This window comes from Aquamicrobium sp. LC103 (assembly GCF_001014615.2).
Taxonomy (GTDB): Bacteria; Pseudomonadota; Alphaproteobacteria; order Rhizobiales; family Rhizobiaceae; genus LBCQ02.
In genome coordinates this window covers 16,833-34,554 of sequence record NZ_LBCQ02000006.1, presented here as the reverse complement: position 1 = coordinate 34,554, position 17,722 = coordinate 16,833, and the positions used below count along the sequence as shown (strand labels likewise).

Below are 17,722 nucleotides of genomic sequence, written 5' to 3'. Positions count from 1 at the left end.
CCGGAGCCCGGGCGCTGCCAAGCGCTCGCGCGCCGGCGTGTCGGCGGCAGCGGTGCGTAACCCCGCGACAATCTGCCCAAGGGGGCTTGCGATACTGGACAATCGCTACCGGCGCGCATAGAAACCATCGCCAAATGCAGGGGAATCCGCCAGCCCGTCGCCAGCCGCCAGCATAGGAGTGGTGGCAGAAGCGACGGCGCAAGCATTCATGGGGGTTCCTTCCGGCGACATTGAGGCGAAAGGATCATTATCCAGTGAGCGCGAACGACACGACCGATCACAACCGTCGCGATTTCCTTTATATCGCCACCGGCATGGCTGGCGTCGTCGGCGTGGCCGGCGTGGCCTGGCCGTTCATCGACCAGATGCGCCCCGACGCTTCGACCCTCGCCTTGGCGACCATCGACGTGGACGTCTCCGCGATCGAGGCCGGCATGTCGGTAACGGCGAAATGGCGCGGCAAGCCGGTGTTCATCAGGAATCGCACCGAGCAGGAAGTTTCCGCGGCGCAAGAGGTGAACCTTTCCGATCTCAAGGATCCGCTGGCGCGAAACGAGAACCTCGCCGCCGATGCCCAGGCGACGGACGTCGACCGTTCCGCCGGCGAGGGCAAGGAGAACTGGATCGTCATGATCGGCTCCTGCACGCATCTCGGATGCGTTCCGCTCGGTCAGTCAGGCGATTTCGGCGGCTGGTTCTGCCCCTGCCACGGCTCTCACTACGATACCGCGGGTCGCATCCGCCAGGGACCGGCTCCCGAGAACCTGCACATTCCGACCTATGAATTCATCTCCGATACGGTCATCAGGATCGGGTAAGCGAAAGAGAGACTCAAGACGATGAGCGGTGGACATTCGACCTATTCGCCAAAGACTGGAATCGGACGTTGGTTCGACGCGCGCATGCCGCTGCCGCGGCTGGTGCACGACTCTTTCATCTCCTATCCGGTCCCGCGCAACCTGAACTATGCCTACACCTTCGGCGGCATCCTCGCGATCATGCTGGTGGCGCAGATCGTGACCGGCATCGTTCTCGCCATGCATTATGCCGCGGCCACCGACCTGGCGTTCAACTCGGTCGAAAAGATCATGCGCGACGTGAACTCCGGCTGGCTGCTGCGCTACATGCACGCCAACGGCGCGTCGATGTTCTTCGTCGCCGTCTATATCCACATCTTCCGCGGTCTCTATTACGGTTCCTACAAGGCGCCGCGCGAGCTCCTGTGGATCCTCGGCGTCATCATCTACCTCCTCATGATGGCCACCGCCTTCATGGGCTACGTGCTGCCGTGGGGCCAGATGAGCTTCTGGGGTGCGACCGTCATCACCGGCTTCTTCACCGCCATTCCGCTGGTGGGTGACTGGATCCAGCAGCTCCTGCTCGGCGGCTTCGCGGTCGATAACCCGACCCTCAACCGCTTCTTCTCGCTGCATTACCTCCTGCCCTTCATGATCGCGGGCGTGGTGGTGCTGCATGTGTGGGCGCTGCATGTCGTCGGCCAGACCAACCCGACCGGCATCGAAGTGAAGTCGAAGACCGACACCGTCGCCTTCACCCCCTACGCCACCGTCAAGGACGCGCTCGGCATGGTGGTGTTCCTGGCCGTCTTCGCCTACTTCATCTTCTACCTGCCCAACTATATGGGCCACCCCGACAACTACATCATGGCGGACCCGCTGAAGACGCCCGCTCACATCGTTCCGGAATGGTACTTCCTGCCGTTCTACGCGATCCTGCGCGCCATCACCTTCAACATCGGTCCGATCGACTCCAAGCTCGGCGGCGTGCTCGCGATGTTCGGCGCGATCGCGGTGCTGTTCTTCGTGCCGTGGCTCGACACTTCCAAGGTACGCTCGGCGGTCTATCGCCCGTGGTACAAGCTGTTCTTCTGGCTCTTCGCGCTCAACGCCATCTTCCTCGGCTGGCTCGGCTCGCGCCCGGCGGAAGGCTCCTACGTCATCATGGCTCAGATCGGCACGCTCTACTATTTCGGCTTCTTCCTGGTCATCATGCCGCTCCTCGGCCTCATCGAGACGCCGCGCAGGTTGCCCAACTCGATCACCGAAGCCGTTCTGGAGAAGGGCAAGGGCGGCTCGGCTCAGCTTGCCGGCGCCCACGCTTCCCCGGAAACCCAAGGCTGAGCGGTCTCAGGCAGACAAGGACTTTGAACATGAAGACTATTCTCAAAGGACTGGCGGCGCTCGGACTTGGAGTCTGCATCGCGAGTTCGGCTTTCGCGGCCGAGGAAGGCGAGACGCCGCACTATCCGCTCAAGAAGCCCGAGCAGATGGACTGGTCGTTTGCCGGACCGTTCGGCACCTATGATCGCGGCCAGCTACAGCGCGGTTTGAAGGTTTTCCGCGAAGTCTGTGCGGCTTGCCATTCCATGGACCTGGTCGCGTTCCGCACGCTGCAGGACCTCGGCTATTCCGACGCCCAGGTGCGCGCGCTCGCTGCCGAGTACGAGGTTCAGGACGGTCCCGACGCCGCCGGCGACATGTTCATGCGCCCGGCGCTCCCGTCGGACCACTTCCCTTCGCCGTTCGCCAATCCCGAGCAGGCGGCGGCTTCCAACAACGGTGCGGCCCCGCCGGACTTCTCGCTGATCGCCAAGGCGCGCGCGGTGGAACGCGGCTTCCCGACCTTCGTCTTCGACATCTTCACGCAATATGCCGAAGCCGGCCCGGACTACATCCACGCGCTGCTCACCGGCTACGAAGAAGCTCCGGGTGACTTCGAGGTTCAGCCGGGCACCCACTACAACCCGTACTTCCTGTCGGGCGCCGCGCTCTCCATGGCCGCCCCGCTCTCGGACGGACAGGTGACCTATGACGACGGCGCGCCGGAGACGGTCGACCAGTATTCGCGCGACGTCGCTGCGTTCCTGATGTGGGCCGCGGAGCCGCACCTCGAGGCGCGCAAGCGGATGGGCTTCAACGTCATGATCTTCCTGGTCCTGTTCGCGGGCCTGGTCTATCTGACGAAGCGCAAGATCTGGTCCGACATCAAGCACTGAAATCGCGACCGTTCGACGAGAAAGGGGAGGGTGTCCGTCAGGGCGCCCTTTCTTTTTGCGTCAACGCCCGGCATGAATAGCCGGTTCTGTTCCAGAGGCGTCATCTGATGAACTCATCGCTCGAAACGACCCTGCTTTCGGCCATCCGCACGATTCCCGATTATCCGAAGCCCGGCATCCTCTTCCGCGACATCACCACGCTTCTGGGCGATGCCCGCGCCTTCCGCAGGGCGGTCGACGAACTGGTCCATCCCTATGCCGGCTCGAAGATCGACAAGATAGCCGGCATCGAGGCGCGCGGCTTCATTCTCGGCGGAGCGATCGCGCACCAGCTTTCGGCCGGCTTCATCCCGATCCGCAAGAAGGGCAAGCTGCCGCACGAGACGGTGCGCGTCGCCTACAGCCTGGAATACGGTCTGGACGAGATGGAGATGCACAAGGACGCCGTCGCGTCCGGCGAGCGCGTCATCCTTGTCGACGACCTGATCGCGACGGGCGGTACCGCGGAGGGGGCGGTGCGGCTTCTCGGGCAGATGGGCGCGGAGATCGTCGCCGCCTGCTTCGTCATCGATCTTCCCGATCTCGGCGGCCGTGCCAAGCTCGAGGCGCTCGGCGTGCCGGTGCGCACCCTCGTCGCCTTCGAGGGGCATTGAAGAAAGATCGCGGGCCCGTTTCCAGACTGATTGGGCGCGGCGCAAATGGATCGGGGGATAAGGACGGCCTGGCCGTCCTCAGCCGGCCTTCACCAGCACCGAGCTCTCGAACTCCAGCACCTTGTCGCCGCCGGCGTCGAACGCCTCGCAGGCTATGCTGAGCAGCCGCCAGCCGGGCCGCGAGGCGAGCGCGCGATGCTTCAGCGCGCGGCGCGTGAAGGTGATGGTTTCGCCGGCATAGACCGGTTTCAGCCATTTCAAATTGACGAAGCCGGGCGAAGGGCCGAATTCCGGCCGAGGACCCGGTCCGCTCCAGGGCCTGTCGCCGACGTCCTCGCGGTGTTTCAGATTGTACTTCATCCAGGTCGCGGCGGTGTGCCATCCCGAAGCGCACAGGCGGCCGAAGACGCTGTGCTCCGCCTCGTTCTCGTCGACATGGAAGCGCTGAGGATCGTATTTCGCGGCAAACGCCTTGATTTCCTCGGCTCCGAAAGTGTGCGAGCCGAGCGTTATGGTCTTGCCGATGGAAAAATATTCGTCGAGGTTCACGCCGCCACCTTCCGCTTCAGGAACATGCCGGTGTTCTCCAGCTCAAGCACCACTTCGCCGCGCTGGTTGGTCAGTTCGTGCCGGCAGGTGACGAAACCGAGACCGGGGCGGGAGGCCGAAGCGCGCATCGCCACGACGGTGCTCTTGCCGGTCAGGGTGTCGCCGGCGAGCACCGGCTTCTTCCAGCGCACATATTCGACCCCGGGGGCGCCTTGCGAGGTGGAGTCCAGCAGGAATGCGTCGCACATCATGCGCATGAAGATGCAGCAGGTGTGCCAGCCGGAGGCCGCGAGCCCTCCCAATATGCTCGCCTTGCCGGCTTCCTCGTCGAGATGCATCGGCTGGGCATCGAACTCGCTCGCGAACTCGATGATTTCCTCGGCCGTCACGGTCTTGCTGCCGAGGCTGATCGAAGCGCCTTCGACGAAATCCTCGAAGGCCCATTTACGGTCGCTCATGCCAAATCCTGTTCAAGTTTGTACTATCACCATGGCCGCTATCGCCGCCATTGGCAATGACCTTCGAGGTAAAACCCGGCCGATCAGAGCCAGCCGCGGCGGCGGAACAGCCAGAACGGGATGATGGCCGAGAGCACCATCAGGCCGATCGCGAAGGGATAGCCGAACGTCCAGTTCAATTCCGGCATGATGTCGAAATTCATGCCGTAGATGGAGGCGACGAGGGTCGGTGGCAGGAAGACGACCGCGGCCACCGAGAATATCTTGATGATGGCGTTCTGCTCGATGTTGATCATGCCCAGCGTTGCGTCGAGCAGGAAGGTGATCTTCTGCGACAGGAAATTGGCGTGGTCGGCCAGCGACAGCACGTCCCGCGACATCGTCTTGACGCGCGCGCGTACATCCTTGACGGCCTTCGACTGGTCGAGGGCGTGAGCCAGGAAGCCCGAGAGCCGCTGGAATGTGAGGAGGCTGTCGCGAACGTTGGAGACGAGCTCCTCCTTGCGGCCGATATCCTTCAGGACGCGCTGGAAATGGTCGTTGCGCGTGGATGCCTTCCCCTTGCTCGATTCGAAAACGTCGCGCGAAAGGCTTTCGATGTCCTTCGCGGCCTTTTCGAGAATGTCGGCGAGCCGATCCACGATGGATTCGAGCAGGTTGACGAGGATGGTCTCGCCGTTGGTGCAGCCGGTCGCCACCTTTTCCGCGCGCTGCGGGAAGGCCACGAAGGCGCGGGGCTCCGTATACCTCACCGTGATCAGCTTCTTGCCGGCCAGGATGAAGGTGACGGGCGCCATCAGCGGCTTGTCGGTGTCGGAATGCGAGGGCAGGGTGGCCGTCATGAAATAGGCGCCGTCCTCGACGTAGAGCCGGCTCGATATCTCGATCTCCTCCATCTCCTCGCGCGTCGGCAGGGCGACCGTGAGGAGGTTTTCAACCGCGGTTTCCTCCTCGCGGCTCGGCGTGAAAAGATCGATCCATGCGATCTTCTCCATATCGGCGGAGAGGTCCTGCGACGGCTTCAGACGGCCGTTTTCAAGGGTGTATGACCGGATCACTTCGGAACCTCCCGGGACGAGAGAAACAAGGAGGGCTGCGGGCGGCGCGAGATGCGTCGTCCGTGCCGGTACAGCCGCCAGCGATCGGGGTCAAGCGGAAAGGCGCTGCCCGCGCCTTGCCGGTCAGACGTTGAACTTGAACAGCAGTATGTCGCCGTCCTGCACGACGTATTCCTTGCCTTCGTCGCGCGCCTTGCCCGCGTCCTTTGCCGCCACCTCGCCGCCGAGCGTGACATAGTCGTCATAGGCGATCGTCTGGGCACGGATGAAGCCGCGTTCGAAATCGGTGTGGATCACGCCGGCCGCCTGCGGGGCCTTCGATCCCTTCTCCACCGTCCAGGCCCGCGTTTCCTTGGGGCCGGCGGTGAAATAGGTGATGAGGTCGAGCAGCTCGTAGCCGGCGCGGATGAGCTTGTCGAGGCCCGGTTCGTCGAGCCCCATGGCTTCGAGGAACTCCTTGGCCTCCTCGTCCGGCAATTGCGCCACTTCCGCCTCGATGGCGGCGGAGATGGTCACCGTGCGGGCACCCTGCGCCTCCGCCATCTCGGCAACCGCCGCCGTATGCGCGTTGCCGGTGGCGGCGTCCGCCTCGGCGACGTTGCAGACATAGAGCACCGGCTTGGAGGTCAGGAGGTTCAGGCCCTGCAATATGCGCAGATCCTCCGCCGCGATGTCCTTCAGCAGCATGCGCGCCGGCTTGCCATTCTGCAGCAGGGAAAGCGCCTGCTCCATCATCGGCAGCACGGCCATCGCTTCCTTGTCCTTGCCGGTCGCGCGCTTGCGCGTCTGCGCGATGCGGCGCTCGAGGCTTTCGAGGTCGGCGAGCATCAGCTCGGTCTCGACGGTCTCGGCGTCGGCCACGGGATCGATGCGGCCTTCGACATGGGTGATGTCGTCATCCTCGAAGCAGCGCAGCACGTGCACGATGGCGTCGACCTCGCGAATGTTGGCGAGGAACTGGTTGCCGAGCCCTTCGCCCTTCGAGGCGCCGCGCACCAGGCCGGCGATGTCGACGAAGGAGATGCGGGTCGGGATGATCTCCTTGGAGCCCGCGACCGTGGCGATCTTCTTCAGTCGCGGATCGGGAACCGCCACCTCGCCGGTGTTCGGCTCGATGGTGCAGAAGGGATAGTTCGCGGCCTGCGCGGCCGCCGTTTTGGTCAACGCGTTGAACAGCGTCGATTTACCGACGTTGGGGAGCCCAACGATGCCGCATTTGAAACCCATGTGCTGGTCCTATCGGGAATTCAGAATTTGCTCAGGGCTATGGGCGAAAGGGTCCACGATCGTCAAGCCCTGGATCGTCTGGCCGTCCTGCAAATCCTCGGAAAGGAAGTAGCGGCAGCCGAGTTGGAGCGCCGCGGCGAGCAGAAGGCAGTCCCACCATGAATAGCCTGTGTGGGAGCGGATGCGGCGGGCCCGCAGCACCGACGCGTCGTCGATGGGACCATCGCCAAGAAAGGACAACTCGTCCACGGCGGCGAAAACTTCCTCGGTCGTCATGTCCGCGCGCTTGCGCAGCATGACGTTCGTGACTTCGTTCAAGACCTGGAGATTGGCGCACGCCAGACCTTGGGACGGCGAGCGACAGCCACTTATTCGAAATGCGCGCCTTGTCCCGGAGCGCCTTGTCGCGGCCATAGAGGAGGATGTTACTGTCGACGAAAATCTTATCTGCGAGCATTACGCTCTTCCGTTGACGGCATGCGCCCGTTTTCGGATATTCGCAGCTTGGGCCCGGCCAGGAACCGCTCCAGCGCCTCCAGTTGCAGGTTGCGCGCGGTCTTCTCGGGAATGTCGCCCTGCTGGACCGTTTGGAGCATGTCGGCGATATAGCGCGACATGCTCTTGCCCGCCTTCGCGGCTTCTATGCGCGTGAGGCGATGGAGCTCTTCATCGATCGATATGGTGACGTTCTTCATCTCACGAACTCGCGAAAACACAGGCTTCGTGCAATATAAGCCTTTGCCATCTTGGCTTCAACGCTATCCGCCCGTCGCGAGGCTCCAGCCCAGATAGCCCGCGCCGCCCAGCGTGCCGGTGCCGAAGAGCACGAGCAGGCCGTCGCGCGTCACCATCGCCAGCGCGAAGAGCGAGATCGCCGAGCCGATGATGGTCGCCGAGAACGGCACGAGCTCGAAAAAGGGAATGATGAGCGCCGCCGCGAGGCAGATCGTCAGCGGCACGAGGCGCAACGGCCACGCGGTGAGAAAGGCGAGGCGTTTCCGCGTGATCCTGTCGATGACGCGCGCCGGCTTTTCCAGGAAGGCGCTTGCGCGCTGGAGCCGGGCTTTGGCGATCGTGCGATTCCGGATGAAGGCCGGCAGCCAGAGCACCTTCCGCCCGGCGATCATCTGAAAGGAGATGAGCGCCATGACGAGGCCGCCGAGCGAGGAGAGGCCGGGAATGCCGCTCGCCGGGCTGACGAGGATGAGCGCGGGCACCAGCAGGAGGGGCGCGAAGGCGTCGTCGCCGATTTCCTCGACGATATCGGCGACGGAGACATGCTCGCCGCTACCGGCCCTACCGATGCGCTGGACGAGCGCGGCCACGCTCGCCGGATCGATCCCGTCGGCCACGACCCGAGTCAGTCCTTGTTGCCGAAGAGCTTCTTCAGCATGGCGGCCATCGGCCCGCCTTCCGGTGCGGCGGTCGGCTGCTTCGGCCGCGCCTGGCGGATGTGGCTCTGGCCTTTCGGGGCGACCTTCGCGGCCGGCGCGACGGATACCGCCTTGCCTTGCACGGCAAGGCTCGTCTTGTTCATGAAGCCGTTGTCGTCGCCCCTGACCAGCATCTCGGCATTGTCGGCGATCGCGTCGATCAGCGGATCGAGCCAGTCGTAATCGGCCTTCGAGAAGTCGCCGAGCACATGGTGCGAGACCATCTCCTTGATGCCGGGATGGCTGATGCCGATGCGCACGCGCCGGTATTCCTTGCCGCAATGGGCATCGATCGAACGGATGCCGTTGTGGCCACCCGCCCCGCCCCCGGTCTTGATCCGGACCTTGCCTGCGGCGAGGTCCAGCTCGTCGTAAAGCACGACGAGGTCGGCTGGCGTCAGCTTGTGGAAGCGCATCGCTTCGCCGATGGCCTGCCCGGAGAGGTTCATGAAGGTCTGGGGCTTGATCAGAAGCACCTTTTCCCCGCCCAGGCGTCCGTCGGCCACGAGGCCCTGGAACTTCTTCGACCAGGAGGAAAAGGAATGGCGGCGGGCAATCGCGTCCGCCGCCATGAAACCGACATTGTGCCGGTTGTTCTCATATTTCGCGCCGGGGTTACCGAGACCAGCGATAAGCAGCATGGATGGCACTCCCGGCAGGGGAGGATTATTCCTCGCCCTCTTCCTTCTCTTCGACTTCGTCGGCTTCCGCGCTCTCCTGCTCCTCGCTCTTGAGGCCGGCAGGCGCGGCGATGGTGGCCACGGTGAAATCGCGATCGGTGATCGTCGGCTTCACGTCCTTCGGCAGAGTGATCGCCGAAATGTGGATGGAATCGCCGATGTCGGTGCCGGCCAGATCGACCTCGATGAAATCCGGGATCGCGTTGGCGGGGCAGGTGGCCTCGATGTCGTGGCGCACGATGTTCAGCACGCCGCCGCGCTTGATGCCGACCGACTTCTCTTCATTGATGAAGTGAACGGGGATCGCGACCGTGACGACGGTGTTCTTCGAAACCCGCAGGAAGTCGACATGCATCGGGAAGTCGCGGACCGGGTCGAGCTGGTAGTCCTTGGGCAGGACCTGGTACTTCTTACCGGCCACGTCGATCGTCGCGATCGTCGTCATGAAGCCGCCGCCGTGCATGCGTTGGAAGACTTCCTTGTAGGGCAGGGCGATCGCAATAGGGTCTTGCTTGTCGCCGTAGATGACTGCTGGCACTTTACCGTTGCGCCGAAGTTCCCGGGCGGACCCCTTACCGACCCGTTCGCGCGCCTCGGCCGTGAGCTCGTAGGTCTCGCTCATGGCATTTCCTTTCGCTTCTTTGCTGGAGCGTTCCCGGGCAGGCGAGGCCTGATCCGAAAACGTCGAAAGCGGCCTTGAAGCCGCCTCCCGCCGCGTTGCCTCCAAGGGTGTCTACGCGGGTGGCGGCTCTATAGCCGAGCAAGCGGAAAAGCGCAAGTTGGTGTCGAGGTTCGTGGCAGCCTGACGTCCTTGCACCGCCCGGGCATTCCCGCCATCTCCTCAGGCGAGGTCGGTATGGGTGAAATCATTGCCTTTGTATAGGAGTGCGACCTTGAGCGAATTCGCGCAGGCATAGGCGAAGCAGTCGCCGAAATTGAGGTCGGCGACATGTCCGACGGCCTTGCCATAGGTCGCGCAGGCATTCAGCGCCTGACGCCCGATTTCCGGCGAGATCGTCACTTCTTCCGCGCCGATATCCTCGACGAAGGCGTTCACTGCCTCCCGCGCAAGATCCAGAAGTGCGGACGACGGCTTGCCTTTGACAGCCATTCCGGTGGACTTCAGCCGTGCAAGCGCGACAGACGCCTCGAATTTCACGAGCGGTGAGACGAAGAACTGCCCTTCCACCGTCGCCAACCGCTTCTCGATCTCCTCATGGCCAGGCTCCCTTCCCAGAATGGCTACGATCGCGGAGGCATCGATGAACATCGGGCGTCACCCCACATCTCGTCGGTGTAGGATTTCATGTCGAAATCGGGCGCGTGAGGCCCCATGGCGTCGGCGAGCGCCTTGGAGCGGGCCAGACGCTTCCTCAAAGGCAACGCGCGCCTCGCCTCGGCGATCTGCGCCTGCAAGGCCCGCCGCACGGCCTCGGTCTTGGTTCTCGCCTTGGTGAGTTTGCGGGCCTCTTCCGCCAGTGCATCTACCTCGGCATCGCGAATGAACAGCGCCATGGATATCTCCTTCAGATATCCATATATCACGTCTAGGATATCTCGCCAATCTGGCGCGGCTCGTGTCGCGCCAGGTCGTTCCATTCGGGAATGCGCTGCAACTCGCGGCCTATCCCGCCGGCCGTACCTCGCGCATCGACGGCAGGAAGATCGTCAGGAGGCCGAGGAAGGGCAGGTAGGAGCAGATCCGATAGACGAACTCTATGCCCTTAGCGTCGGCGATCACGCCCAGCACGGCCGCCGCAATGCCGCCCATGCCGAAGGCGAAGCCGAAGAAGATGCCGGCGATCATGCCGACCCGGCCGGGCACCAGCTCCTGCGCGAACACGACGATCGCCGGGAAGGCCGAGGCGATGATCACGCCGATGACGAAGGAGAGGACGCCGCTCCAGAACAGGTCCGCATAGGGCAGCGCCAGGGTGAAGGGCAGCACGCCGAGGATGGAGAACCATATCACGGCCTTCGAGCCGAAGCGGTCGCCCAGCGGGCCTCCGAGCACGGTCCCGAGCGCCATCGCGCCGAGGAACAGGAACAGCATCATCTGCGACTGCTGCACCGTCACGTCGAACTTCTCGATCAGGAAGAAGGTGTAGTAGCTGGTGACGCTGGCCGTGTAGATGTTCTTGGTGAAGACCAGCAGCGCCAGCACGACGAGCGCGATGACGATCCTCTGCCGGGGCAGGGGCAGCGCGCGGCTGGTCGCGGCGCGGCCGGCATTGGCGGCACGGTAGCGTCCATACCAGTTGCCCACCTGCCAAAGGATCACCATGCCGAGAAGCGCGATGAGCGAGAACCAGGCGACGCTCGACTGGCCGCGCGGCACGACGATGAAGGCGGCGAGCAGCGGGCCGATCGCGGTGCCGAAATTGCCGCCGACCTGGAACAGCGACTGGGCGAGCCCGTACCTGCCGCCGGAGGCAATGCGTGCCACGCGCGAGGCTTCGGGATGGAAGATCGCCGAGCCGATGCCGATCAGCGCGGCCCCCAGCAGGAGAACCGGATAATGCTCGGCGAAAGCGAGCAGGACCAGGCCGACCATGGTGGAAGCCATGCCGAAGGGCAGCGATTGCGGCATCGGGCGCTTGTCGGTGTAGAGTCCGATCAGCGGCTGGAGCAGCGACGCGGTGACCTGGAAGGTCAGCGTCAGAAGGCCGATCTGCCAGAAATCGAGCGCATAGTCGTCCTTGAGCATCGGATAGAGCGCGGCAAGCAGCGACTGCATGATGTCGTTGAGCATGTGGCAGATGCTCACGGCGAGGATGATGGTGAAAGTGGTCGTCTCTACCGCGCGGACGGGCGGATTGGCTGTGGTGTCGCTCAAGGTGCTTCTCCTGGACTTGCGGGGCTGAAATAAGCCTGTTGCCGGCGACCGTCTTTCGTGGTTTGGTCGAATAATTTCGCGAGTGGGCCAAGATGAGGCAATATTTGGCGGTGAAGCCGTTTCTGGCGGGTGACACGCCCGCCGGTCATCAACAGCGGCTCGCCTGGATCGAGGGCAGCAAGGGCGCGGTGATCGCGCTTTCGAGCGACTATCCGGACGGCCACAGGATCGCGCCCCACCGCCACCGCCGCGCGCAATTGCTGCACGCGCTGACCGGCGTCGTCATGGTCTCGACCGGGCAGGGGCGCTGGATGGTGCCGCCGGAGCACGCGATGTGGATACCGGCCGGCGTCGACCATTCCGTCGAGATGCTCGGCACGGTCGCGATGCGGTCGGTCTATGTGCTTTCCGATGCGATCGGGGGACTTCCCGAGGATCTGCGCGTCGTCCTGATCAGCGACCTCATGCGCAGCCTCATCGTCGAGGCCGTCGCGATGGAGCCGGCTTCCGAACCACAGGGCCGGGCGGCCCTCGTCCTCGGGCTGCTCCTGCACGAGATACCCAACCTCTCCGAACGGCCCCTGGCGCTGCCGTTCCCGGAGGATCCGAAGCTCGCAGCGCTCTGCCGCCGGTTCATCGCCCGGCCCACGCCGCACGCCACGATCGACGATTGGGCGCGGGAAGTGGGCATGAGCCGCCGGTCCTTCACGCGCGCGTTCCTGCGCGAGACCGGGCTCAGCCTTTCCACCTGGCGCCGGCAGGCATGCCTTTTCGCAGCCCTGCCGCGGCTTGCCGACGGCGAGCCGGTCACCACAGTGGCACTCGACCTCGGTTATGACAGCGTACCGGCCTTCACGACGATGTTTCGCCGCATGCTCGGTGCATCGCCGCGGGACTATCTGAAGGGAAAGCATGCCGATGCGCCGTCGTCCGCGAGTTGAACGCGAGATCCACCGCCGGCCGATGTTGACCTCGGCCGCACCCGAGCCTATCTAGAGCGGGTTCCGCCAGACAGGAGAAGACACCGATGATCGACAGGACCGAAGCAATCTTCGCCCGCTTCCAGTCCATTGCATCGGTTCGCCATGTCTATCATCTCGCTTCGGAACATCTCCTACACCACGCCTGACGGCCGCAATCTTCTCGAAAATCTCGAACTCGGCTTCGGCCGCGAGCGCACCGGCCTCGTCGGCCGCAACGGCGTCGGCAAGTCGACGCTGCTGAAGCTCGTCACCGGAGAGCTGCGCTCCTCGGCCGGCTCGGTCCATGTCGAAGGCACGCTCAGGCAGCTCCGTCAGGAGGTGCAGGCGGACGAGGACGCCACTGTCGCGGACGCGCTCGGCGTTTCGGCGGCGCTGGCGCGTCTGCGCCGCGCGCTTTCGGGCGAGGGAACGCCCGAGGATGTCGCGACAGCCGACTGGACGCTGGACGAGCGGCTGCAGGCCGTGCTCGTCGAAGTCGGACTCGAGGCGATTTCGCCCGACAGGCGGCTTGCGAGCCTGAGCGGCGGTCAGCGGACGCGCGTCGCGCTCGCCGCCCTCATTTTCGGCAAGCCGGACATGATCCTGCTCGACGAGCCCACCAACAATCTCGATCGCGAGGGCAGGGCGCTGGTCGCGCGCCTCCTCGAAGGCTGGAGCGGCGGCGCGATCGTGGTCAGCCATGATCGCGAGCTCCTGCGCCGAATGGATCGTATCGTCGAATTGTCGAGCCTCGGCGTGCGCGTCTATGGCGGCAATTGGGATGCCTATGTCGAGAGGAAGGAGGAAGAGCGGGCGGTGGCCGAACAGAAACTCGCCGGCGCAGAGCAGCAGATGAAGCTCGTCGCGCGCAAGGTTCAGATCGCGCGCGAGCGGCAGGCCAAGCGCGATGCGCAGGGACGCAGGAAACGCGCGCAAAGCTCGGACCCCAGGATATTGCTCGACGCGCAGCAGCAGCGGGCGGAAAACACCGCCGCGCGCGGAAGCCGTCTGGCGGAACGCCAAAGCGGGCAGGTGACGCTGGCGCTCGAGGAGGCGCGCAACAATGTCGAGCGTGTGAAGAGGCTTTCCTTCGGCTTGTCCTCCACCAGGCTTCCCGGGGGGCGAACCGTCCTTTCGTTCGAAGCTGTCAGCGGCGGATACGATCCGTCATCGCCCATCCTTCACGGCCTCGGTTTCGCGATTATCGGCCCCGAGCGCGTGGCGCTCGCAGGCCCCAACGGTTCGGGAAAGACGACGGTCCTGAAGCTCGCGCTGGGCGAGCTCGATCCTTTCGAGGGACGCGTCCATCGGCCCGTTCCGGCCGCGATGCTCGACCAGCACGTCGCGATGCTCGACAGGGACGAGACGATCCTTGAAAACTTCCGCCGCCTCAATCCGAGCGACACCGACAATTCCTGCCGGGCGGCGCTGGCGCGCTTCCTGTTTCGGGCGGATGACGCCTTGCGCCGGGTCGGCATGCTCAGCGGCGGCGAGATGCTGCGTGCCGGGCTCGCCTGCGTGCTTGGAGGCAGCCGCACGCCGCAGCTTCTCATCCTCGACGAGCCGACCAACCATCTCGACATCGATTCCGTCGCGGCAATCGAGGCGGGGTTGAACGGCTATGACGGCGCGCTGCTGGTCGTCAGCCACGACGCGGATTTTCTCCAGGCGATCGAGGTCGAGCGGACGATAAAGCTCGGGACGACGCGGCCGGTTGAAAAACTGTCATGAAGCCGTGATAGGCGCACACACCATCGCGATTGAATGGACTGAGGATCGCGTCTACAAAGATGGTCTCGGGGGCGTGGGTGGACTCCCCGAATAAAGGCCTGCCGGCCCAAGTTCGCCTTCGCGAACCATTGCGGAGGATCGCCATGCCCCAGGACAGTCATATGCAGCCGCCACGGCCCAGCTTCGTCGAGCTCGTGCGGACATTCGCGCAGATCGGCTTTCTTTCCTTCGGCGGTCCGGCCGGCCAGATCGCGCTGATGCATCGCATCCTGGTTGAGGAGAAGCGCTGGCTGGACGAGCCGCGCTTCCTCCACGCCCTCAACTATTGCATGCTCCTGCCGGGGCCGGAGGCGATGCAGCTCGCAACCTATGCCGGCTGGCTGACGCATGGCGTCAGGGGCGGACTGGTCGCCGGCCTGCTCTTCCTGCTTCCAGGCGCGGCGGTGCTGCTCGCGCTTTCGGCGATCTACATGTCCATGGGGCAGGTGCCGGTCGTTCAGGGCCTGCTGTTCGGCCTCAAGGCGGCAGTGCTTGCCGTCGTCGTCGAGGCGCTCATCAAGGTGTCGAAGCGTGCCTTGAAGAACGGCTGGATGGTCGCCGTCGCGATCGTCGCCTTCGTCGCGATCGCGTTCCTGCAATTGCCGTTTCCGCTCATCATTCTCGGGGCGGCGCTTCTCGGCGCGCTCGGCCATCTCATCGGAAACGGCAATGGAGACGCCGCGGCGGCGGAGGATGTCCCTGCGGAGGCGATGCCCGAATGGACGCGCCCGAGCACCGGCCGCTTCGCGAAGACCGTTTCGATCTGGCTGGCGATCTGGTTCGTCCCGCTCGCGCTCCTGCAAGCCGTCCTCGGCGGCGGTCACGTTTTCACGGAAGCCGCGAAATTCTTCTCGGTCATGGCGTCGGTCACCTTCGGCGGTGCCTATGCGGTGCTCGCCTATGTCGCCCAGCAGGCGGTCGAGGTCCATGGCTGGCTCAGGCCCGACGAGATGCTGACCGGTCTCGGCCTGGCCGAGACCACGCCCGGCCCGCTCATCCTGGTCCTGGCCTTCGTAGGCTTCCTGGGCGGCGCGCGCCTTTCGGGCCTCGATCCGCTTCTGGGCGGGCTTGCAGGCGGCCTGGTCGCGCTCTGGTTCACCTTCGTGCCATGCTTCCTGTGGATATTCGCGGGCGCGCCCTATGTTGAAACCGTGCGCAACGTTCGCTGGCTGGCGACCGCGCTTGCCGCCGTCACGGCGGCGGTGGTCGGCGTCATCGCCAATCTGGCGGTCTGGTTCGGCCTGCACGTGCTCTTCGCCAAGGTCGACGAACTCCACTACGGTCCCCTGCGGCTCACCGTGCCGGATCCGGCGAGCTTCGCCTGGACGGCCGCTTCGATCGCGCTCATCGCCGCGATCGCGCTGATCCGCCTGCGGGTCAACATGCTTGTGGTGCTTGGCGCCGCGGCGCTGGCCGGCGTCGCGGTGCGGATGCTCTAGCTTCCGCTTTTCGGTCCGATGCTCCGATCAGTCGAACAGGCTGGAAACGGATTCTTCGCTGGCCGTCCGCGAGATCGCCTCGCCGATCAGGTCGGCGATGGTGAGAACGCGGATATTGTGCGCGGCCTCCACGGCGGAGGTCGGCTGGATGGAATCGGTGATCACCAGTTCCTTGAGCTTGGAGCCGGTGATGCGAGCCACGGCTCCGCCGGAAAGCACGCCGTGCGTGATATAGGCGGTGACGCTGGTCGCGCCGTTCGCCAGCAGCGCGTCCGCCGCATTGCAGAGCGTGCCGCCGGAATCGACGATGTCGTCGATCAGCAGGCAGTCCTTGCCGCGCACGTCGCCGATGATGTTCATCACCTCGGATTCACCGGGTTTCTCGCGGCGTTTGTCGACGATGGCGAGAAGCGCGTCGAGCCGCTTGGCGAGCGCGCGGGCGCGCACCACGCCGCCGACGTCCGGCGAGACGACCGTGACGTTCGGCAGCTTGTAGTGCTGCTTCACGTCGCGCGCCAGCACCGGCACCGCAAAGAGATTGTCGGTCGGGATATCGAAGAAGCCCTGGATCTGACCGGCGTGGAGATCGAGTGTCAGGACACGGTCGGCGCCGGCCTGGGTGATCAGGTTGGCGACGAGCTTCGCCGAGATCGGCGTGCGGCCGGAAGCGCGGCGGTCCTGCCGCGCATAGCCGAAATAGGGAATCACCGCGGTGATGCGCCGCGCCGAGGACCGGCGGAAGGCGTCGATCATGATGAGCATTTCCATCAGGTGATCGTTTGCCGGATAGGAGGTCGACTGCAGCAGGAACACGTCCTCGCCGCGCACGTTCTCCTGGATCTCGACGAAGATTTCCTGATCGGCGAAACGCTTGACGCTGGCCTTGCCGAGCGGAATGTTGAGATATCGAGCGACCGCCTCGGCCAGCACCCGGTTGGAATTGCCCGCAAAAAGCTTCATGGAATTTCCCTGGCGAAGGATATGACGGGGCTTTTAGCGGTGTGCGCTCGTATTGCAAGTGCGAAAAGGCCGATTCCGTCCCGCAATTTTGAAGAAATGGCCTCGATATCACTCATTCGTGTCAGCCGGGACGTGCCGTAAGCCAGCCAGCGAGCTGGTCCACGGTACTATCGGCGACCGCTTCCATGGTGGATGGCGTTACGGAAGGCCAGCCTTCGGCGCCCCGCGACGGCGCCTTCTGCTGCCCCTGAATGCGGTGAATCCGGTTGCCGGCCGCGTCCATCACGTCCCAGACATAGATGACGGTCGTCTCGCCATTGTCGGAGAGCGCGGAAAAATAGCCCTTCACGACATGCGTCGCCGAGGTGTCCCCGGCCGCGACGAGGCTGATGCCGCGTTCCTGCGCGCGGGTGGAGAGCCGCGCCGAAAGCGGGCCGGTTGCTTCCGTCGTCGCGCCGATCACCGGTGCGAACTGCACCCTGGCGTCGGTCGTGACCGCGGCGACCGCGGGCGTGCCCGCCGCCGGGAAGCTCGGCTGCGTGCCGCTCGCCGGCTCCGCGGTCAGGGCGGAGGGCTCGAGCACGTCCTGGGTGCTCGCACAGGCCGCCAGACAAAGAACAGCCCCCAGAATGGCGGTCGAAAGGGTGAGATTGCTCATCTCCATGCTCCTTCTGCACCGTC

At 64.5% G+C, this 17,722-nt stretch carries 21 protein-coding genes; 7 read left to right on the top strand and 14 right to left on the bottom strand.

The features are described 5' to 3' along the window. Window positions 1–254 precede the first annotated feature (254 nt). The 4 genes from petA to XW59_RS12770 all read left to right on the top strand — a co-directional run bounded on the left by petA (window position 255) and on the right by XW59_RS12770 (window position 3,669). A complete protein-coding gene (gene petA, locus XW59_RS12785) occupies window positions 255–818 on the top strand; it encodes a ubiquinol-cytochrome c reductase iron-sulfur subunit (protein ID WP_047145748.1) in 564 nt (187 codons plus the stop codon). 21 nt (window positions 819–839) lie between these two features. Continuing rightward, the gene (locus XW59_RS12780; protein ID WP_047145747.1) at window positions 840–2,141 is read left to right on the top strand and encodes a cytochrome b N-terminal domain-containing protein; all 1,302 of its coding nucleotides are present in this window, start codon (window positions 840–842) and stop codon (window positions 2,139–2,141) included. A 29-nt stretch (window positions 2,142–2,170) separates the two neighbouring features. After that, window positions 2,171–3,016, top strand: a complete 846-nt coding sequence (locus tag XW59_RS12775; protein WP_047145746.1) for a cytochrome c1 — start codon at window positions 2,171–2,173, stop codon at window positions 3,014–3,016. A gap of 107 nt (window positions 3,017–3,123) precedes the next feature. Further along, the gene (locus tag XW59_RS12770) at window positions 3,124–3,669 is read left to right on the top strand and encodes an adenine phosphoribosyltransferase (RefSeq protein WP_047145745.1); all 546 of its coding nucleotides are present in this window, start codon (window positions 3,124–3,126) and stop codon (window positions 3,667–3,669) included. A 78-nt stretch (window positions 3,670–3,747) separates the two neighbouring features. Here the strand turns inward: XW59_RS12770 and XW59_RS12765 are convergent, their stop codons facing one another. From XW59_RS12765 to XW59_RS12710, 12 genes are all read right to left on the bottom strand, one after another. Beyond that, complete coding sequence (locus XW59_RS12765; RefSeq protein WP_047145744.1) at window positions 3,748–4,218, bottom strand: MaoC family dehydratase; 471 nt, start codon at window positions 4,216–4,218, stop codon at window positions 3,748–3,750. Next, window positions 4,215–4,676, bottom strand: a complete 462-nt coding sequence (locus XW59_RS12760; protein ID WP_047145743.1) for a MaoC family dehydratase — start codon at window positions 4,674–4,676, stop codon at window positions 4,215–4,217. The genes XW59_RS12765 and XW59_RS12760 overlap by 4 nt, the downstream gene beginning before the upstream one ends. A gap of 83 nt (window positions 4,677–4,759) precedes the next feature. Further along, window positions 4,760–5,734, bottom strand: a complete 975-nt coding sequence (gene corA, locus XW59_RS12755) for a magnesium/cobalt transporter CorA (RefSeq protein ID WP_047145742.1) — start codon at window positions 5,732–5,734, stop codon at window positions 4,760–4,762. Window positions 5,735–5,857: 123 nt separating this feature from the next. Beyond that, complete coding sequence (gene ychF, locus XW59_RS12750) at window positions 5,858–6,961, bottom strand: redox-regulated ATPase YchF (RefSeq protein WP_047145741.1); 1,104 nt, start codon at window positions 6,959–6,961, stop codon at window positions 5,858–5,860. Between the two features lie 9 nt (window positions 6,962–6,970). Continuing rightward, entirely contained in the window at window positions 6,971–7,375 is a 405-nt protein-coding gene (locus XW59_RS12745) for a PIN domain-containing protein (RefSeq protein ID WP_136068217.1), read from the bottom strand. 29 nt (window positions 7,376–7,404) lie between these two features. Next, on the bottom strand, window positions 7,405–7,656 hold the full coding sequence (locus XW59_RS12740; protein WP_047145740.1) for a hypothetical protein: 252 nt from the start codon (window positions 7,654–7,656) through the stop codon (window positions 7,405–7,407). A gap of 63 nt (window positions 7,657–7,719) precedes the next feature. After that, window positions 7,720–8,313, bottom strand: a complete 594-nt coding sequence (locus tag XW59_RS12735; protein WP_047145739.1) for an exopolysaccharide biosynthesis protein — start codon at window positions 8,311–8,313, stop codon at window positions 7,720–7,722. An 8-nt stretch (window positions 8,314–8,321) separates the two neighbouring features. Further along, on the bottom strand, window positions 8,322–9,035 hold the full coding sequence (pth, locus tag XW59_RS12730; RefSeq protein WP_047145738.1) for an aminoacyl-tRNA hydrolase: 714 nt from the start codon (window positions 9,033–9,035) through the stop codon (window positions 8,322–8,324). A 25-nt stretch (window positions 9,036–9,060) separates the two neighbouring features. Next, the gene (locus tag XW59_RS12725; RefSeq protein ID WP_047145737.1) at window positions 9,061–9,696 is read right to left on the bottom strand and encodes a 50S ribosomal protein L25/general stress protein Ctc; all 636 of its coding nucleotides are present in this window, start codon (window positions 9,694–9,696) and stop codon (window positions 9,061–9,063) included. Between the two features lie 219 nt (window positions 9,697–9,915). Further along, window positions 9,916–10,344: a type II toxin-antitoxin system VapC family toxin gene (locus XW59_RS12720; RefSeq protein ID WP_047145736.1), complete on the bottom strand. Its 429-nt coding sequence runs from the start codon at window positions 10,342–10,344 to the stop codon at window positions 9,916–9,918. Beyond that, window positions 10,317–10,589, bottom strand: a complete 273-nt coding sequence (locus XW59_RS12715; RefSeq protein WP_047146011.1) for a type II toxin-antitoxin system VapB family antitoxin — start codon at window positions 10,587–10,589, stop codon at window positions 10,317–10,319. The genes XW59_RS12720 and XW59_RS12715 overlap by 28 nt, the downstream gene beginning before the upstream one ends. A gap of 109 nt (window positions 10,590–10,698) precedes the next feature. Then, window positions 10,699–11,910: an MFS transporter gene (locus XW59_RS12710; RefSeq protein WP_047145735.1), complete on the bottom strand. Its 1,212-nt coding sequence runs from the start codon at window positions 11,908–11,910 to the stop codon at window positions 10,699–10,701. Between the two features lie 92 nt (window positions 11,911–12,002). On the opposite strand from XW59_RS12710, the gene XW59_RS12705 reads away from it, so the two are divergent. From XW59_RS12705 to chrA, 3 genes are all read left to right on the top strand, one after another. Beyond that, window positions 12,003–12,851, top strand: coding sequence for a helix-turn-helix transcriptional regulator (locus XW59_RS12705; RefSeq protein ID WP_047145734.1), 849 nt, complete (start codon window positions 12,003–12,005; stop codon window positions 12,849–12,851). Between the two features lie 144 nt (window positions 12,852–12,995). Next, a complete protein-coding gene (locus XW59_RS12700; protein WP_170990145.1) occupies window positions 12,996–14,603 on the top strand; it encodes an ABC-F family ATP-binding cassette domain-containing protein in 1,608 nt (535 codons plus the stop codon). 143 nt (window positions 14,604–14,746) lie between these two features. Continuing rightward, entirely contained in the window at window positions 14,747–16,081 is a 1,335-nt protein-coding gene (chrA, locus tag XW59_RS12695) for a chromate transporter (RefSeq protein WP_246666083.1), read from the top strand. A 27-nt stretch (window positions 16,082–16,108) separates the two neighbouring features. Here chrA and XW59_RS12690 read toward each other — a convergent pair whose 3' ends face one another. Both XW59_RS12690 and XW59_RS12685 read right to left on the bottom strand, forming a co-directional pair. Continuing rightward, the gene (locus XW59_RS12690) at window positions 16,109–17,041 is read right to left on the bottom strand and encodes a ribose-phosphate pyrophosphokinase (RefSeq protein WP_047145732.1); all 933 of its coding nucleotides are present in this window, start codon (window positions 17,039–17,041) and stop codon (window positions 16,109–16,111) included. A gap of 121 nt (window positions 17,042–17,162) precedes the next feature. Next, the gene (locus XW59_RS12685) at window positions 17,163–17,699 is read right to left on the bottom strand and encodes a hypothetical protein (RefSeq protein ID WP_052958176.1); all 537 of its coding nucleotides are present in this window, start codon (window positions 17,697–17,699) and stop codon (window positions 17,163–17,165) included. Between the last annotated feature and the right edge of the window lie 23 nt (window positions 17,700–17,722).

Bases quoted from the DNA above. Each gene is read 5' to 3' on its own strand.
- XW59_RS12690 (WP_047145732.1), bottom strand. From the start codon at position 17,041: ATGAAGCTTTTTGCGGGCAATTCCAACCGGGTGCTGGCCGAGGCGGTC.
- XW59_RS12745 (WP_136068217.1), bottom strand. From the start codon at position 7,375: ATGGCCGCGACAAGGCGCTCCGGGACAAGGCGCGCATTTCGAATAAGT.
- XW59_RS12720 (WP_047145736.1), bottom strand. From the start codon at position 10,344: ATGTTCATCGATGCCTCCGCGATCGTAGCCATTCTGGGAAGGGAGCCT.
- pth (WP_047145738.1), bottom strand. From the start codon at position 9,035: ATGCTGCTTATCGCTGGTCTCGGTAACCCCGGCGCGAAATATGAGAAC.
- ychF (WP_047145741.1), bottom strand. From the start codon at position 6,961: ATGGGTTTCAAATGCGGCATCGTTGGGCTCCCCAACGTCGGTAAATCG.
- XW59_RS12705 (WP_047145734.1), top strand. From the start codon at position 12,003: ATGAGGCAATATTTGGCGGTGAAGCCGTTTCTGGCGGGTGACACGCCC.
- XW59_RS12780 (WP_047145747.1), top strand. From the start codon at position 840: ATGAGCGGTGGACATTCGACCTATTCGCCAAAGACTGGAATCGGACGT.
- chrA (WP_246666083.1), top strand. From the start codon at position 14,747: ATGCCCCAGGACAGTCATATGCAGCCGCCACGGCCCAGCTTCGTCGAG.
- XW59_RS12740 (WP_047145740.1), bottom strand. From the start codon at position 7,656: ATGAAGAACGTCACCATATCGATCGATGAAGAGCTCCATCGCCTCACG.
- XW59_RS12685 (WP_052958176.1), bottom strand. From the start codon at position 17,699: ATGAGCAATCTCACCCTTTCGACCGCCATTCTGGGGGCTGTTCTTTGT.
- XW59_RS12775 (WP_047145746.1), top strand. From the start codon at position 2,171: ATGAAGACTATTCTCAAAGGACTGGCGGCGCTCGGACTTGGAGTCTGC.
- XW59_RS12725 (WP_047145737.1), bottom strand. From the start codon at position 9,696: ATGAGCGAGACCTACGAGCTCACGGCCGAGGCGCGCGAACGGGTCGGT.
- XW59_RS12760 (WP_047145743.1), bottom strand. From the start codon at position 4,676: ATGAGCGACCGTAAATGGGCCTTCGAGGATTTCGTCGAAGGCGCTTCG.
- XW59_RS12770 (WP_047145745.1), top strand. From the start codon at position 3,124: ATGAACTCATCGCTCGAAACGACCCTGCTTTCGGCCATCCGCACGATT.
- XW59_RS12700 (WP_170990145.1), top strand. From the start codon at position 12,996: ATGTCTATCATCTCGCTTCGGAACATCTCCTACACCACGCCTGACGGC.
- XW59_RS12715 (WP_047146011.1), bottom strand. From the start codon at position 10,589: ATGGCGCTGTTCATTCGCGATGCCGAGGTAGATGCACTGGCGGAAGAG.